This window comes from Kitasatospora sp. NPDC042419, assembly GCF_056437345.1.
Genome location: NZ_JBWKAW010000035.1, coordinates 1 through 15,615 on the forward strand (window position 1 = coordinate 1; position 15,615 = coordinate 15,615).

13 protein-coding genes and 1 pseudogene are annotated in these 15,615 nt (G+C 74.2%); 8 read left to right on the forward strand and 6 right to left on the reverse strand.

Annotation, left to right across the window (positions count from 1 at the left end):
- The 5 genes and pseudogenes from AC067J_RS38210 to AC067J_RS38230 form a co-directional block, all read left to right on the forward strand.
- A pseudogene (locus tag AC067J_RS38210) lies at positions 1-93 on the forward strand (transglycosylase family protein); the annotation flags it as partial.
- A 493-nt stretch (positions 94-586) separates the two neighbouring features.
- Positions 587-1,003 (forward strand): SHOCT domain-containing protein, encoded by a 417-nt coding sequence (locus tag AC067J_RS38215; RefSeq protein WP_478307315.1) that lies wholly within the window; start codon positions 587-589, stop codon positions 1,001-1,003.
- 81 nt (positions 1,004-1,084) lie between these two features.
- Entirely contained in the window at positions 1,085-2,917 is a 1,833-nt protein-coding gene (locus tag AC067J_RS38220; RefSeq protein WP_478307317.1) for a glycoside hydrolase family 15 protein, read from the forward strand.
- A gap of 21 nt (positions 2,918-2,938) precedes the next feature.
- Complete coding sequence (locus tag AC067J_RS38225) at positions 2,939-3,883, forward strand: cyclase family protein (protein WP_478307319.1); 945 nt, start codon at positions 2,939-2,941, stop codon at positions 3,881-3,883.
- Between the two features lie 28 nt (positions 3,884-3,911).
- The gene (locus AC067J_RS38230) at positions 3,912-5,492 is read left to right on the forward strand and encodes a GMC oxidoreductase (RefSeq protein ID WP_478307321.1); all 1,581 of its coding nucleotides are present in this window, start codon (positions 3,912-3,914) and stop codon (positions 5,490-5,492) included.
- A gap of 92 nt (positions 5,493-5,584) precedes the next feature.
- On the opposite strand, the gene AC067J_RS38235 is transcribed toward AC067J_RS38230, so the two are convergent.
- The 5 genes from AC067J_RS38235 to AC067J_RS38255 form a co-directional block, all read right to left on the reverse strand.
- A complete protein-coding gene (locus AC067J_RS38235; protein ID WP_478307323.1) occupies positions 5,585-7,357 on the reverse strand; it encodes a cation:proton antiporter domain-containing protein in 1,773 nt (590 codons plus the stop codon).
- A 184-nt stretch (positions 7,358-7,541) separates the two neighbouring features.
- Complete coding sequence (locus AC067J_RS38240) at positions 7,542-8,561, reverse strand: cytochrome d ubiquinol oxidase subunit II (RefSeq protein WP_478307325.1); 1,020 nt, start codon at positions 8,559-8,561, stop codon at positions 7,542-7,544.
- Entirely contained in the window at positions 8,558-9,991 is a 1,434-nt protein-coding gene (locus AC067J_RS38245) for a cytochrome ubiquinol oxidase subunit I (RefSeq protein ID WP_478307432.1), read from the reverse strand. The genes AC067J_RS38240 and AC067J_RS38245 overlap by 4 nt, the downstream gene beginning before the upstream one ends.
- Positions 9,992-10,061: 70 nt before the next feature.
- Positions 10,062-10,901: an SDR family oxidoreductase gene (locus AC067J_RS38250; RefSeq protein ID WP_478307327.1), complete on the reverse strand. Its 840-nt coding sequence runs from the start codon at positions 10,899-10,901 to the stop codon at positions 10,062-10,064.
- A 158-nt stretch (positions 10,902-11,059) separates the two neighbouring features.
- Positions 11,060-12,061 (reverse strand): 2-hydroxyacid dehydrogenase, encoded by a 1,002-nt coding sequence (locus AC067J_RS38255; protein ID WP_478307329.1) that lies wholly within the window; start codon positions 12,059-12,061, stop codon positions 11,060-11,062.
- Positions 12,062-12,280: 219 nt separating this feature from the next.
- Between AC067J_RS38255 and AC067J_RS38260 the strand changes: the two genes are divergently transcribed.
- Positions 12,281-12,778 (forward strand): gluconokinase, encoded by a 498-nt coding sequence (locus tag AC067J_RS38260; protein ID WP_478307434.1) that lies wholly within the window; start codon positions 12,281-12,283, stop codon positions 12,776-12,778.
- Between the two features lie 169 nt (positions 12,779-12,947).
- A complete protein-coding gene (locus AC067J_RS38265; RefSeq protein WP_478307331.1) occupies positions 12,948-14,486 on the forward strand; it encodes a ricin-type beta-trefoil lectin domain protein in 1,539 nt (512 codons plus the stop codon).
- A gap of 102 nt (positions 14,487-14,588) precedes the next feature.
- Here the strand turns inward: AC067J_RS38265 and AC067J_RS38270 are convergent, their stop codons facing one another.
- Positions 14,589-15,389, reverse strand: coding sequence for an agmatine deiminase family protein (locus tag AC067J_RS38270; protein ID WP_478307333.1), 801 nt, complete (start codon positions 15,387-15,389; stop codon positions 14,589-14,591).
- Between AC067J_RS38270 and AC067J_RS38275 the strand changes: the two genes are divergently transcribed.
- Positions 15,367-15,564 (forward strand): hypothetical protein, encoded by a 198-nt coding sequence (locus tag AC067J_RS38275; RefSeq protein ID WP_478307335.1) that lies wholly within the window; start codon positions 15,367-15,369, stop codon positions 15,562-15,564. The two genes, AC067J_RS38270 and AC067J_RS38275, sit on opposite strands and share 23 nt — an antisense overlap.
- Positions 15,565-15,615 lie beyond the last annotated feature (51 nt).

The window sequence follows — 15,615 nt, forward strand, 5'->3', positions numbered from 1 at the left end:
AAGGCCCAGCAGATCGCCATCGGCGAAAAGGTCCTCGCCGCCCAGGGCCCCGGCGCCTGGCCCGTCTGCTCCGTCAAGGCCGGCCTCACCAAGTAGGCCTCCCGCACCACACGACTACGCCGCTGCGCCGCCCGGTTCACACCGGGTCCGGTCCAGCGGCGTCGTGCGTTCCCGGCCCGACCGACCGGCCCGACCGACCCACCCGGCCCCTTTTTCCGGCGGCCCCTCGTTCCGGCGGCCCGTCGTTCCGGCCCCTCGCCCCGGCGGCCCCCACGGCCGAAGGCCCCGGTGCAGCAGACCCCTGCCGCACCGGGGCCTTCGGCCGTCACCGGCCGTGACCCGGGCGCCGGCCACGGCCGATCGGATGCGTGAGCCGGGTGCCGCGCGCAGCATGAAGGTATGAGCGAGCACGTGTCCGTGCCGCGCTCGGCGACGACGCCCGGTGCGGAGTCCACCGGAACCGGCCCGTCGGGCCGGGCCCCGGACTCCCGCAACGGCACCGCCCCGGCACCGGCACCGCTCCCGGCTCGAACCCCACCCTCGCATCGGGCCGGCCCAGGCCGCTCCGGGACAGGAGATCAGCGCCATGAATCTCGCGGCGAACCTGGCGGCCGACTACCCGCTGCTGGACGTGTTCTGGACCATGGTCTGGTTCTTCCTGTGGATCCTCTGGTTCATGCTGCTCTTCCGGATCATCGGCGACCTCTTCCGCGACGACTCGCTGAGCGGCTGGGCCAAGGCCGGATGGGCCGTCTTCCTCGTCTTCGTGCCCTTCCTCGGCATCTTCGTGTACCTCATCGCCCGCGGACGCGGCATGGGCGAGCGCGAGCTGAGCAGGGCGCAGGAGAACGAGGAGCGGTTCCGCGCGTACGTGCGGGAGACCGCGTCCACCTCCGACCAGGGCTCCACCACCGACCAGCTGGCAAAGCTCGCCGAGCTCCGCACCTCGGGCCACATCACGGACGAGGAGTACGCCCAGGCCAAGGCCAAGATCCTGGCCTAGCCGCCGGGTGGGACCCGCCCCGGGTGACCCCGTCCCCCGGGTGGGCCCCCTCGGATCGGGCACTCCTGAGATTGGACGCCCATGGACCGCTATCCCCCGATCGCCGAACACGGCCTGGTCGGCGATCTGCAGACCGCCGCACTCGTCTCCTCACAGGGTGTCGTCGACTGGTTCGCCGCCCCGCGGTTCGACTCCCCGAGCGTCTTCGCCGCCCTGCTCGACCACGACCGCGGCGGCTGGTTCCGCCTCGCCCCGGACCAGCCGGAGGTCTCCCGCAAGCAGCTGTACTACCCGGACACGGCCGTCCTGGTCACCCGCTTCATGTCACCGGACGGCGTCGGCGAGGTGCTGGACTGGATGCCCCCGCAGCTCTCCGGGACGGCCACCGACCGGCACGTGCTGGTCCGCGCCGTCCGGACGGTGCGCGGCACGGTGCGGTTCTCGCTGGAGTGCCGGCCGCGGTTCGACTACGGCCGCGCCACCCACGCACTGGACCTCGGACCGGACGGGGCGGTGTTCAGGGCCCCCGGGATCACCGCGCACCTGCAGACCAGCTTCCCGCTGGAACGCGACGGCCGGGACGGCCGGGACGCCGTCGGCGACGTGACCCTGGACGCGGGCGGGGTCGCGGTGGCCGTCTTCACCGTCTGCGAACCCGACGGCCCCCCGCCCCCGCCGCCGACCGCCGACGCGGTGATGGGGCAGCTCTGGGAGGTCGTCGACTTCTGGCAGGGCTGGCTGCGCAGGTCCCGCTACCGGGGCCGCTGGCCCGACATGGTCAACCGGTCCGCCATCACCCTGAAGCTGCTCACCTACGCGCCCACCGGCGCGCCGGTCGCCGCGGCCACCATGGGCCTGCCCGAACAGGTCGGCGGCGAACGCAACTGGGACTACCGCTACACCTGGATACGCGACGGCTCGCTGTCCGTCCGCGCCCTGATCGACCTCGGGTTCGTCGAGGAGGCGACCGCGTTCACCCACTGGCTCCGCAACCGGCTGCTGGCCGAGCAGGAGCGCGGGGCCGGGGAGGCCCTGCGGATCATGTACCGGGTCGACGGGGAGCCCATCCTGACGGAGGAGGTCCTCGGACACTTCGAGGGGTACCGCGGCTCGTCCCCGGTGCGGGTCGGCAACGCGGCCGCCGACCAGCTCCAGCTGGACATCTACGGCGAGGCGCTCTACGGCCTGTCCCAGAGCCGGCAGATCGCCCTGCAGGCGGACTACCGGGGCTGGCAGGCCTGCGCCCGCGCCCTGGACTGGCTGGCCGACTCCTGGGACCGGCCCGACGAGGGCATCTGGGAGACCCGCGGGGGCCGCCAGGACTTCACCTACAGCCGGGTGATGTGCTGGACCGCCTTCGACCGCGGCCTGCGGATGGCCTCCGACTTCCGCCGGCCGGCCGACACCGAGCGCTGGACGAAGGCCCGCGACCGCGTCTTCGAGCAGGTCATGGAGCAGGGCTGGAGCGAGAAGGACCGGGCGTTCGTCCAGCACTACGGCGGCGACGCCGTCCTCGACGCCTCCCTGCTGCTGATGCCCCGGGTGGGCTTCGTGGCGCCCCGGGACCCGACCTGGCTGTCCACCCTGGACGCGATGGACCGGACCCTGGTGTCGGACAGCCTGGTCTACCGCTACGACCCGGCCGCCTCGCCCGACGGTCTGCGCGGCTCCGAGGGCACGTTCAGCCTGTGCACCTTCCTCTACGTCGACGCGCTGGCCCGGGCCGGGCGCCTGGCCCAGGCCCGGTACACCTTCGAGAAGATGCACACCTACGCCAACCACGTCGGCCTGTTCGCCGAGGAGGTGGGCCCCAGCGGCGAGCAACTGGGCAACTTCCCCCAGGCGTTCACCCACCTCGCGCTCGTCATGGCCGCCTCCACCCTGGACGAGGCGCTGGACCGGCAGCGTGGGTGACACGGACGGGCAGGGATCCCGATGACCGGCCGGACCGGGGCCGAGCGCTCCGCCGCGATGGACCCGGACGCGTTCCGGGCCCTGTACGAGAGCCTGTGCGCCAGGGCCGTCGATCCGGGCGGACGGGGCGCGGCGGCCGCCGTCACGCCGGAGGCGGTCCGCGCCGCCGCGGCCGAGGTCCGCTCCGGCCGGACCGTCTCGCTCGCCTCGCCGGTGGAGACCTGGCCGGGCCCGGACAACCCGCACCCGGCCGTGCACCTGCTGACCGCCCCGCCGGCGGCCGCCGCGGGCAGCACCGGCCTGCGCTTCGCCACCGACCGGTTCGCCATGAACGTGCACGGTGACGCCGACAGCCACCTCGACGCGCTGTGCCACGTCGTCTACGACGGCACCCTGCACGGCGGGATCCCGGCGGACGCCGTCACCGCGGACGGAGCCCCGGCGCTCTCGGTCGGGCTCGACGGCGACGGGATCGTCGGCCGGGGCGTGCTGCTCGACATCCCGCGGCTGCGCGGGGTGCCGTGGCTCGAACCGGGCGACCACGTCGGCACCGACGACCTGCTCGCCGCCGAGGGCGCCCAGCACGTGCGGGTCGGGCCCGGGGACGTCCTGATGCTGCGGGTCGGCCACCGCCGCCGGCGCCTGGAGCTGGGCCCGTGGGACACCGCCGGCAGCCGGGCCGGCCTGCACCCCGCCGCGGCGGAGTTCCTGGCGGAGCGGCGGGTGGCCGCGTTCGGCTGCGACAGCAACGGGGACACCGCCCCGAGCCTGGTGGAGGGCGTCGGCTTCCCGGTGCACGTGCTCGCCGTCCGCGCCCTCGGGATCCGGCTCCTGGACTACCTCCGGTTCGAGGAACTGGTGCCGCTCTGCGAACAGGAGGACCGCTGGTCCTTCCTCTGCGTGATCGCGCCGCTCAGGCTCCCCGCGGCCACCGGCTCGCCCGTCAACCCCCTCGCGATCCTCTGACCCGACCCTCCCGGAAAGGGGACGGCCCATGGCCGACACCGCGCACTACGACGTCATCGTCATCGGCACCGGAGCCGGCGGCGGGACCCTCGCCCACCGCCTCGCGCCCACGGGCCGGCGCGTCCTGCTCCTGGAACGGGGCGGCTACCTGCCCCGGGAACGGGACAACTGGGAGTCGACGGCGGTCTTCGTCCGCGGCAAGTACCGCGCGCCCGAGTTCTGGTACGACAAACACGGCGACAGCTTCCCGCCGGAGGTCAACTACTACGTCGGGGGTAACACCAAGTTCTACGGGGCGGCGCTGTTCCGCCTGCGGCCGGAGGACTTCGGCGAGCTGCGCCACCACGGGGGCGTCTCACCCGCCTGGCCGATCGACTACGCCGACCTGGAGCCGTACTACACCCAGGCGGAGCACCTCTACCTGGTGCACGGCCGGCACGGCGAGGACCCGGGCGAGGGCCCGGTCAGCGCCCAGTACGCGTACCCGCCGGTGCGGCACGAGCCGAGGATCCAGCAGCTCAGCGACGACCTGGAGAAGCGCGGCCTGCACCCGTTCCACCTGCCCATCGGCGTGAACCTCACCCAGGACGGGAACGGCGGGGCGGCCCACGGGAGCGTGTGCATCCGCTGCGACCGGGTCGACGGCTTCCCCTGCCTGGTCGGCGGCAAGGCCGACGCGCAGGTGATCTGCGTCGACCCGGCGCTGGAGCACCCCAACGTCGAGATGGTCACCGGCGCCGACGTCCGGACGCTGGAGACCGACCCGACCGGGCGCAGCGTGACGCGCGTCGTGGCCGAGCTGGACGACGGCTCGACCGCGGCCTTCCGCGGCGACGTGGTCGTGGTGGCCTGCGGTGCGGTGAACTCGGCGGCGCTGCTGCTGCGTTCGGCGAACGACCGGCATCCGCGCGGTCTGGCCAACAGCTCCGACACGGTCGGCCGGCACTACATGCGGCACAACAACCTGGCCCTGATGGCGGTCTCGAAGGAGCCGAACGACACCCGGTTCCAGAAGACCCTGGCCCTGAACGACTGGTACCTCGGAGCGGACGACTGGGACTACCCGCTCGGCGGCATCCAGATGCTGGGCAAGTCCGACGCCGACCAGATCCGGGGGGAGGCCCCGCGCTGGGCCGGACTCGCCTCGCCGGACATGCCGTTCGAGGTGCTCGCCCACCACGCGGTGGACTTCTGGCTGTGCGGCGAGGACCTCCCGCAGCCGGGGAACCGCGTCACGCTGGACGGTGACGGGGCGATCCACCTCGCGCTGGACGAGAAGAACAACACCGAGGGGCTCGCCCGCCTCCGGCACAGGCTGCAGGGCCTGCTCGGGCACCTGGGCATGCATCCGCACCACCTGCTCCCGCACAGCCTCTACCTGCACAAGGGCATGCCGATCGGCGCCACCGCCCACCAGGCCGGCACCGTGCGTTTCGGCACCGACCCGGCGGCCTCCGCCCTCGACGTGCACTGCAAGGCGCACGATCTGGACAACCTGTACGTCGTCGACACGAGCTTCTTCCCGAGCATCGGTGCGGTGAACCCGTCGCTGACGGCGATCGCCAACGCCCTGCGGGTCGGCGACCACATCGCGGAGCGGCTGGCCTGAGCGCCACGGGGCCCGCCCGGGCCACCCGCCACCGACCACCCCCGCCACCCGCCACCGCGCGGGACCACCCGGGCGGGACTACCCCGGCGGGACTACCCCGGCGGCCGGTGCGGTGGCGCGGGGCTCAGCAGCACGGCGAGGTCCCCGGCACCCGGCTCCGGCGCCCCGGCCTCGGTGACCGCCGCGAGCTGCCCGTCCGGCCGCACCAGGAACAGCAGTTCGTGGCCGGTCGGAAGCCCCTCGGTGACCGGACGGGTGGTGATCCGGGCGCCCTCCGCGTACCGGCGGGCCAGCTCCGGCCTGGTCAGCCCGGCGCCGAAGAGCGCCTCGTCGCCGACGTAGGGGGCGACGACGCCCTGGCTGCCGGTCGAGGGCGCGAGGCGGTGGACGCCGCCCTCGACGTTCTCCTGGAGGGTCATCAGCGCCAGGGCGTTGAAGTCGTCCTCCTCGGTGAGCAGCAGGACCCCGGTGATCCCCTCCAGTTCCGCGCCGGCGCCGGTGGCCGCGGCCAGCAGTTCGCCGGGCGCCAGCGTCAGGCCCGCCTCCTCGATGCGGGCGCGCTGGGCCTCGGCGCCCGCCCACATCAGCACGTCGAGGCCGGCCGAGCGCAGCGCCCGCCCGAGGTCGACCGCCCACGGGTCCCCGCCGACCAGGAGCGGCCGCGACCGGGCGGGCCGCAGCACCCCGAGCCTTCCGGCGACCGGGAAGGCGGTCAGGCCGTAGACGGTCACGGTGGCGACGATCACCAAGAAGGTGGCGGGCAGGATCCGGCCGGCGCCGCCGATCCCCTTCTGGACCAGCGTGGCGGAGAACGTCGAGGCCGTCGCCGCGGCGACGATGCCGCGCGGCGCCATCCACCCGATGAACCACCGCTCTCCGCGCGGCACGTCGGTGCGGGCCGTCGCGAGCAGGGCGACCAGCGGCCTGACCACGAGGACGAGCAGGCCGACCAGGGCGAGCGCCGGCAGCACCACGTGCCGCAGGGACTCCGGGGTGACGGTGGCCGAGATGGAGACGAACAGCACGCCGATGATCAGCGAGGTCAGGGTGACGAAGAAGGGCCGGCGGGCCGGCATGTCCAGGCCCGGCAGGTTGGCGAGCGCCATCCCCATCACCACCGCGGCGATCAGCCCGGTGTCGTCGCGGAACGCGTCGCAGGCGGCGGCCACGCCGACGACGGCGGCGAGCTGGGACGTGGTGCCGAGCACCTCGCCCGGTCGTACGCGGCGCAGCAGGAGCCAGAGCAGTCCGGCGCCCGCCGCGCCGCCCGCGAGGCCGGTCGCGACGCTGCTCAGGAACGCCGCGAGCTGGGTTCCGAGGCCGGTCCGGCCGGACACGATGACGGCGTGGAAGACGACCGCGCCGAGGATGCCGCCGACCGGGTCGATGAGGGAGCCCTCCCAGACGAGGATCCGCTGCAGCCGCTCGGTCGGGCGGACGAAGTTGAGCAGCGGTCCGACGACCGTCGGCCCCGAGACCACGAGGATGGCTCCGAGCATGATCGCCGCGGAGGCCGACATGTCCAGCACCGGCACGGCGAACAGGGCCGCGGAGACGCCGGTGAGGACGGTGCCTAGGCAGATCAGCCTGACCACGACGCGCCGGGTGTGCCCGCGCAGCCGGCCCAGGTCGAGTTCGAGGCCGGCGCCGTAGAGGATCACCGCCACGGCCAGGGAGACCAGCGGGGAGAAGGCGGGCCCGAGGAGCAGCTCGGGGTCGACGTCGTCCGTGAGGGCGCCGGCGGTGAATCCGGCCGGGAGCAGCAGCAGGAGCGCGGGCACCCGCAGCAGGCCCGCCAGCAGCTGGCAGCCGACCGCCAGCACCAGGATCAGCCCGACGCCGAGGAACACCTGATCGGCCGTCACTGTCCGCCTCCTGAAGGTGTCCTGTCGCGTTCCCTGCTCCGGCTCCACCGACCCGCCCGGACCGCCGGTACGGGCCCGGCCCCCGAAGGCCCCTAGCGACCCGAGCACCCCTAGCGACCCGAGAGAGACCCGAGCACCCCGAGAGACCAGCGCGCCCGGGGACCCGAGCGCCCCGAGCGCGTGCTCACTTCTCGACGTCCTCCTCGCTCAGCGGTTCCAGCACCCCGTGCGTGTCCAGGCGGTACAGCACGACCAGCGCCGGACCGATCAGGACGAGCGCGACGAGGGCGACCAGGAGCATCCACCGGAGCGGCGCCTCGGCCCCGGCGCCCTGCTGGACCGTCAGCGAGGTGGGGACGAGGTACGGCCGCTGGGCGAGGCCCCACGCGCCGACCGCCAGGGCCACGGCGGCCACCCCGGTGTACCGCGCGTACCCGGTGACCGCCGTCCCGACCAGCAGCCCGGTAGCGACCGCGGCCACCGCGGCGGCCACGACGAGGGCCAGGCCCGCCCCGTGGGTGAGCCCGTGGTGGACGTACGGGGCGTCGTCCGCGGTGAGGGCCAGGCCGGTCACGCCGAGCGCGACGAGGGCTCCGGCCGCCGCCCACGAGCGCAGCCGGAAGTAGCCGACCAGGTCCTCCGCGCCGAACCGGCGGGCGTCCGCGGTGAGGAACACCGCGCCGAGGAAGGCGGCCGTGACGACGCCGAACAGGCCGCCGAGCACGGAGGTGGTGCTGGTCCAGACGTCGGCCGACGCGGTGGTGCCGGGGGCGACCCGCCCGGAGGCGACGCCGCCGACCGCGGCCCCCAGGAAGAACGGCGTGAGGAGCGAGGAGACGGCGAAGACAGCGCCGTAGACCCGGCGCCGGGCGAGCCGCCGGGTGGGCTTGCGCAGGGCGAACCCGGCTCCGCGCAGGACCATGCCGACGGCCGCGAGCGCCAGCGGGAGCCACAGCGCGGTGAACACCGTCTGGAAGAAGACCGGGAACCCGGTCCACATGAGCACCAGGACGAAGATCAGCCAGACGTTGTTGACCTCCCAGACCGGCGCCATCGCGTGGTCGACCAGCCACCGCGGCCGCTTCCCCCGCTCGGCGCCGCCGGCCAGCAGGTCCCAGAACCCGGCGCCGTAGTCGACGCCGCCGCCGCAGGTGTACGCGGCGACCGCCACCAGCAGGACCCAGGCGACGATGTCGGCCGTCATCCGGTGTCTCCCGGCGCGGGCCCCGGTCCGGCCGGCGGCCCGCCCGGCGGGGCCGGCGGGCGCGGTCCGGTGGTGGCGGGCTCCGGGCGCGGCCCGTACGGGGTGTCGGTCTCCGGCCCCTCGGCGGGCGCGCCCGCGGCACCGGTGTCGGCGTTCCGCCAGCGGGTGCGCATGGCCAGGAGCACGGCGAGGAAGGAGCCGAAGACGAGGACGTAGACCGTCACGACGACGCCGAACATGGCCCAGAGCGCGCCGGCGCCGGTCGGGGTGACCGCTTCGGAGACCCGCATGTTGTCGTAGACGATCCAGGGCTGCCGGCCCACCTCGGTGGTGATCCAGCCGCACTCGACGGTCAGCAGGCTGGCCGCGCCGGCGATCGCGGCGCACCGGAAGAACCACCGCGACCGGGGGAGGTCGCGGCGGCGCAGCCAGCACCACGCGTACCAGAGCGCGAGCAGGATCAGCAGGCTGCCGATGGTCGCCATGATGTCGAAGGCCCAGTGGGCGATGGTGGCCTGGGTGGGGGTGGGCCGGTCGGCGGCGGGCACCGAGGTGAGCCCGGCGACCTCGGTGTCGGGGCTGAACCCGGCCAGGATGGAGTCGAGTTGGGGGATCTTCAGGCCGCCCTTGACGGTGCCGTCGGCCTGCAGGCGCCCGAACAGGTACTCCGGCACGTGCGTGCCGGTGTTCCAGACCAGTTCGGTGGCGGCGAACTTGACGGGCTGCTTCTGGAAGACCTGGCGCGCGATGTTGTCGCCGAGGAGGAACTGCAGGGGGGTCAGGATCGCGGCGACGGTGAACGGCACGGTGAATCCGAGGCGGTGGTAGCGGTCGCGCCGGCCGCGCAGCCACCCCACCGCGTAGACGCCGGCCACCACGTAGCCGGCCGTCAGGAACATCGCCACGACGAAGTGCCAGTACTGCGGGCCGAACATCGGCGTGAAGATCGCCTGCCGGACGGAGACGCCCACCGGTGCGCCGGAGGCGTCGAGGGTGAAGCCCTGCGGGGTGTTCATCCACGAGTTGGCGGCGATGATCCCGAACGCGCCGAGCAGCGCCGCGGCCGGCAGCGGCACGGCGAGCCAGAAGTGGGTCCACGGCTTCAGCCGGCGCCAGCCGTAGAGGTAGACCGCGATGAGGATCGCCTCCAGGAAGAACGCCCACGCCTCCACCCCGAACCCGAGGCCGAACACGTCCCCCCAGCGGCCCATCATGCCCGGCCACAGCAGGCCGAACTCGAACGACAGCACGGTGCCGGTGACGACTCCGACGGCGAACTGGACCGCCATCACGGCGGACCACCGGCGGGCCAGCAGCAGGGCGTCCGGATCGCCCTTGCGCAGCCCCCGGTGGTGCATGACCAGGGTGATGAACGGCAGCGCCACTCCCATCGGCACCAGCAGGATGTGGGAGGCCAGCGTGAACGCCATCAGCTCCCGGGCGGGGAGCAGTTGCGCCGGAGTGCTCGCGAGGATGTGCAGCGCGGTGTCCACCGTCGGGTCAGCCTCCGGTGGCGAAGCCGGGGAAGAGGGTCATGCCGCCGTCGACGTACAGGGTGGCGCCGACGACGTAGTCCAGCAGGTCGGAGGCCAGGACGGTCACCGCGTTGGCGATGTCCTCGGGGTCGCCGACGCGGCGGTAGGGGATCAGCCGCAGCAGGTCGGCCTCGGCGTCGGGGGTCTCCCAGGCGCTGCGGTTGATGGGCGTGCGGATGGCGCCCGGCGCGACGGCGTTCACCCTGATGCGCTGCGGGGCGAGTTCCTGGGCGAGGGTCTGCATCAGCATCAGGACCCCGCCCTTGGAGGCGGCGTAGTTCACGTGGCCCGCCCAGGGGATGATCTGGTGGACCGAGCTCATGCAGACGATCTTCCCGGCGGAGCGGGACACCTCGGGGACGACGCCCCGGCGGACGAACTCCTTGGCCGCCTCCCGGGCGCACAGGAACTGGCCGGTGAGGTTGACCTCCAGCACCTTGTTCCAGGCGGCGAGGGTCATCTCCGTGCTGGCGGCGTCGCGCTGGAGGCCCGCGTTGGCCACCATGACGTCGATCGTGCCGAACTCCTCGACCATCCGGCCGACCATCGCGACGACCTGGTCCTCGTCGGAGACGTCCGCCTCGTGCGTGTAGGCCTTCACCCCGAAGGACCTGATCTCCTCGGCCACCGCCTCCGCCGCGTCCCGGCCGGCGACGTAGTTGACGACCACGTCGGCGCCCGCGCGGCCCAGGCCGATCGCGGTGGCCTTGCCGATGCCGGAGTTCGCGCCGGTCACCAGCGCCTTCTGACCGCGCAGCAGGAGCGACTGCACCACCGGCCGCCGCTCGTCCACAGGTGAGGTCACTGCTGTCTCCCGTCCTCGCCACCAGCGCTACCGAGGGACAACGATCCCCGCGGGGGCCCGGGAGGGCGGGAGCGGCGCGCAGCGCCCCCGGTGATGTCCCTCCGGCGGAGCAGCGCTCCGGCCGGGCCGGGGCGGGCCCGGCCGGGGTCGGACCGGGCTCAGCTGCCGGGCCCGGCCACCACGTTCTCCAGCGGCTCCCCCGCGAGGAAGCGCGCCAGCTGGGCGCGGACCAGGCGCAGGGCGCGCGGGAGGAACGCCGAGGTGTTGCCGCCGACGTGCGGGGTGATCAGCGTGTTGGGGGCGTTCCACAGGGGGTGCCCGGCGGGCAGCGGCTCGGGGTCCGTGACGTCGAGCGCCGCGGCCAGCCGGCCGCCGCGCAGCTCCGCCAGCAGGGCACCGGTGTCGACGACCGGCCCGCGCGCCACGTTGACCAGCAGGGCGCCGTCCTTCATCGACGCCAGGAAGCCCGCGTCGACCAGCCCCCGGGTCCGCGCGGTGAGGGGGACGGTCAGCACCACGACGTCGGCCTGCGGCAGCAGCCGCGGCAGGTCCGCGAGGGCGTGCACGGGCCCCCGGGCGGCCTGCCGGGCGGTGCGGGCCACCCGCAGGACCCGGCATTCGAAGGGGACGAGGCGCTCCTCGACGGCCGACCCGATCGAGCCGTGGCCGACCACCAGGACGGTGCGGTCGGCGAGCGAGGCGAACGCCCCGCCGCGCCACGTCCCGGTGTCCTGCGCGCGGACGAAGCCCGGGATGCCGCGCAGGGCGGCCAGCGCGAGCGTGACCGCGAGTTCGGCGGTGCTCGCGTCGTGCACGCCCCGCGCGTTGCAGAGCGTCACCCCGTCCGGCAGGTGCGGCAGCAGGTCGTCGACGCCCGCCGACAGGCTCTGCACCACCCGCAGCCGCGGCATCCGGTCCAGCAGCGGCAGGGCCGCCGAGGCCCGCAGGTAGGGGAGGACGACGAACTCGACCTCCCGGAGCGCCTGCTCGGCCGGCGCCTCCCCCGCGCCGTCCCACACCGCCACCGGCACCGGCGCCGGCCCCGCTCCCGGTCCCGGTCCCGGTCCCGGCGGGAGACCGCCGAAGGACTCGGGGGGATACGGGAGGAGGACCCTGGCCGCAGGGCCACCGGGCGACGCGTCGGACCGTGGAAGGCTCATGGACGGATCCCACCAGTGCCGGGCCCGTCCGGCAATCCCCGCACGACTTGCCCCAGGGCCATCCGGGTGGGCGCGACCGGCCGGACGGCGTCGTGGGCCGCCCGGCGGCCGGGGCGGGTCGCAGGATTCCCTCCGGGGCGGCCGATCCCACCCGGTGCGAGGAGCGACCCGAGGAGCACGGTGGAGACCTCCGTACAGGCACCCGCGACCGTGGTGGTCATGGGTGTGTCGGCGTCCGGGAAGAGCACCGTCGGGCGGCTGCTCGCCCGCCGCCGGGGCGTGCCCTTCACGGAGGGCGACGACCTCCACCCGCCGGAGAACATCGCCCGGATGACCGCCGGGCACCCCCTGGACGACGCGGACCGCGCCCCGTGGCTGCGCGCCGTCGCCGCCGTCGTCCGCGAGGCCTCCCGCACGGGGCAGGGCGCCGTCGTCTCCTGTTCCGCCCTCAAACGGGAGTACCGGGACACCATTCGGGCGGCCGGTCCGGTCTGGTTCCTCCACCTCGTCCTGGACCGCGCCACCGCCGCCGCCCGGATCTCGCACCGCCCCGGGCACTTCATGCCGCTCGCGCTCCTCGACTCCCAGTTCGCCGAGCTGCAGCCGCTGCAGCCGGACGAGCCCGGCCTGGCCGTCGACGCGACCGCCGGTACCGAGGTCTGCCTGCAGCGCGCCCTGACGGCCCTCGGACGGTTCGAGGGGCACCCGGGCGGATGACCGGGGGCCGGGGCCGGACGCCCGGGGGCCCGGGCCGGACGGTCCGCACTACAGTCTGATCCCGTCGGGACACACCCGTCTCTCACAGGGGGAACAGGACTTGAGGATTCATCACCATGCCGAACGGCCCGGCGGCCGCGCGCTCCGGCGGCGCGCAAGGGCCGTCCTCGTGACCCTCGCACTGGTCGGCGGACTGCAGGGCGGCCTGGCCGCGGCGGCGCAGGCCGACCCGGCGGTGTCGCTGTGCTCCTCCGTCAACGGGAAGTTCGGCTCGGCGGTCGTCGGCGGCGGCCGGTACCGGATCATGCCGGACGAGTGGAACTCGTCGGCCGAGGTCTGCATGACGAGTGACGGCGGGGCCGACTTCACCGTCACCCGCAGCGACCTCACCAAGAGCACCAACACCCAGCCCGGGGCACCGGGCGCGTACACGCGCATCGAGTACGTGCCGCGCCCCGGCGAACTGCCCACCCCGGTGGCCACCATGGGCGACACCCTGACCGGCTGGCGGACCACCTCCGGCGTGGCGGGGCAGTACAACACGGCGTACGACCTCTGGTACGCGAACGCGGGCGAGGAGTGCGGCCCGACGACCTCGCACGAGCTGATGATCTGGCTCAACCGGAAGGGCGGGCCGGTCCCGCTGGGTGCCGCCGCCCGGCCGGCCACCCTCGGCGGCCGGTCCTACCAGGTCCACCAGTACCAGAACCCGGGCAACGGCAAGCAGGTCATCACCTACCTGATGACGAACCCGACCGACTCCGTCTACGCCCTGAACCTGCGCACGGTCACCAACGACGCCGTGGTCCGCGGGTTCGTCCCCGCGGACGGCCGGCTCTGCTCGGTCCAGGCGGGCTTCGAGATCTGGGAGGGCGGCGCCGGACTGGCCACCACCTCCTTCTCCTACCAGCCCGCCACCGGCCTCCCGGTCGGCAACGTGACCTCGGGCCTGCCCGGCAAGTGCCTCGACGCCGGGAGCAACTCGACCGGTCCCGAGACCTACAGCATGCCCGTGGACATCTGGGACTGCGCCACGACGCCGAACCAGACCTGGACGGCCGGCAACGACGGCACGGTGAGGGCCCTCGGCAAGTGCCTCGACGTCACCGGCGGCGGCACCACCAACGGGACCCCGATCCAGCTCTACCCCTGCAACGGCACCGGCGCCCAGGTGTGGACGCAGAACGCCAAGGGCCTGCTGAACCCGCAGTCCGGCCTCTGCCTGGCCGACCCGGCCGCCTCCACCACCAACGGCACCCAGCTGATCCTCTGGACCTGCGGCGCGAGCGGGCAGGACTGGCGCCTCCCCTACGGCGGGCAGCCGCTCTGGAGCGCCTTCACCAACAAGGCGACCAACTACTGCCTGAGCGGCGGTGTCGAGGGCGCCGAATCGGTCAGCCTGCACACCTGCAGCGCCGGTTCCACCCCGCCGCAGAACTGGCAGCTCGTCAAGGACGGCACGCTGCGCCTGTCCACCGGCGCCTGCCTGGACGCGGGCAGCGAGGGCACCGCCGGCAGCCTGGTCCGGCTCGCCCCGTGCTCGGGGTCGGCGACGCAGCAGTGGCTGCTGTCCCCGACCGGCCACCTGCTGAACCCCGGGTACGGGAAGTGCCTGGACGACCCGGGGTCCACCGCCGTGCAGGGCGTCCCGCTGAACCTGTGGACCTGCAACGGCACCGGCGCCCAGGTCTGGTACTCGGCGGCCTGAGCCCGGCTGCCCCCGCATGCCCCCGGCCGGACCCGGCCGGAAGCCGCCGCAGGCCCGGACGGAGCCCCCGCTCCCCCGGGCCTGCGGCCTGCCGCGGCCGGGTCAGGGAACCGGCTGCTGCTGGGTGACGCAGTGGATGCCGCCCCCGCCGAGGCCGAGGTAGTCGATGTTCAGCTGCTCGACCACGCGGCCCGGGAAGAGCGACTGCAGCTTCGCCTTCGCCGCGGCGTCGGCCCGGGAGTCCCCGAACTGGGCGGCGATCACCGCGCCGTTGCAGACGTAGTAGTTGGCGTAGGAGCCGACGAACGCCGGGTCGCTCTGCCGGATCCGGTAGTAGTCGGGGCCGCCGAGCTTGGTGGCCTGGATGCGGACGCCGCGGGCGTCGGTCGCCGAGGACAGCACGTTGTACTGGTTGATCTCGTCCTTGGTCCAGACGTCCGACGGGTCGTCGGTGGCGTTCGGCTGCTGGACCAGTCCCTTGCCCGGGGCGAGGAAGCGCGAGGTCGCGTCGACGTGGTCGCCGGTGATGTCCTGCCCGGCGACCCCGTTGAACCAGATGACCTTGGTGGCGCCGAACGCGGCCTTCATCGCGTTCTCGGCCTGCGTCTGCGTCATGCCCGGGTTGCGGTCGGAGACCAGGATGCTGCTCCGGGTGGCCATCAGCGTGCCCGCGCCGTCGGTCTCGACGGCGCCGCCCTCGCCAACCAGGCCGGCGGCGGTGAACGGCACCCCGACGTACGCGGCGACCCGCGCGGCGACCTTCGCGTCGTTGCCGTGGACCTGGTTGCCGCCCCAGCCGTTGAAGTTGAGGCCGACCGCGTCCAGGCCGCCCCGCCCGTCGGTGCGGAAGACCGGCCCGGAGTCGCGCATCCAGCAGTCGTTGACCGGGATCGTGGTGATCACCGTGACGTTGGCGCCCGGACAGGCCCGCCGGGCGGCGGCCGGGACGGACGGGCTCGCCGCGTTCCAGTCGCTCGGCGCGGCCGTCGACCCCGCATCGGTGGTGCGGGCGCTCGTCCTCGGGCTCGCGGCCGGAGCGGCCGGAGCAGCCGGAGCGGCGGGAGCCGCCGGGCGCTGACCGCCGACCGCCGACCGCCGCGCGCGCCGCCCCGCACAACGGCGTCATGAC

Bases quoted from the DNA above. Each gene is read 5' to 3' on its own strand.
- AC067J_RS38260 (WP_478307434.1), top strand. From the start codon at position 12,281: ATGGGTGTGTCGGCGTCCGGGAAGAGCACCGTCGGGCGGCTGCTCGCC.
- AC067J_RS38215 (WP_478307315.1), top strand. From the start codon at position 587: ATGAATCTCGCGGCGAACCTGGCGGCCGACTACCCGCTGCTGGACGTG.
- AC067J_RS38220 (WP_478307317.1), top strand. From the start codon at position 1,085: ATGGACCGCTATCCCCCGATCGCCGAACACGGCCTGGTCGGCGATCTG.
- AC067J_RS38225 (WP_478307319.1), top strand. From the start codon at position 2,939: ATGACCGGCCGGACCGGGGCCGAGCGCTCCGCCGCGATGGACCCGGAC.
- AC067J_RS38230 (WP_478307321.1), top strand. From the start codon at position 3,912: ATGGCCGACACCGCGCACTACGACGTCATCGTCATCGGCACCGGAGCC.
- AC067J_RS38240 (WP_478307325.1), bottom strand. From the start codon at position 8,561: ATGACGGCCGACATCGTCGCCTGGGTCCTGCTGGTGGCGGTCGCCGCG.
- AC067J_RS38255 (WP_478307329.1), bottom strand. From the start codon at position 12,061: ATGAGCCTTCCACGGTCCGACGCGTCGCCCGGTGGCCCTGCGGCCAGG.
- AC067J_RS38245 (WP_478307432.1), bottom strand. From the start codon at position 9,991: ATGGCGTTCACGCTGGCCTCCCACATCCTGCTGGTGCCGATGGGAGTG.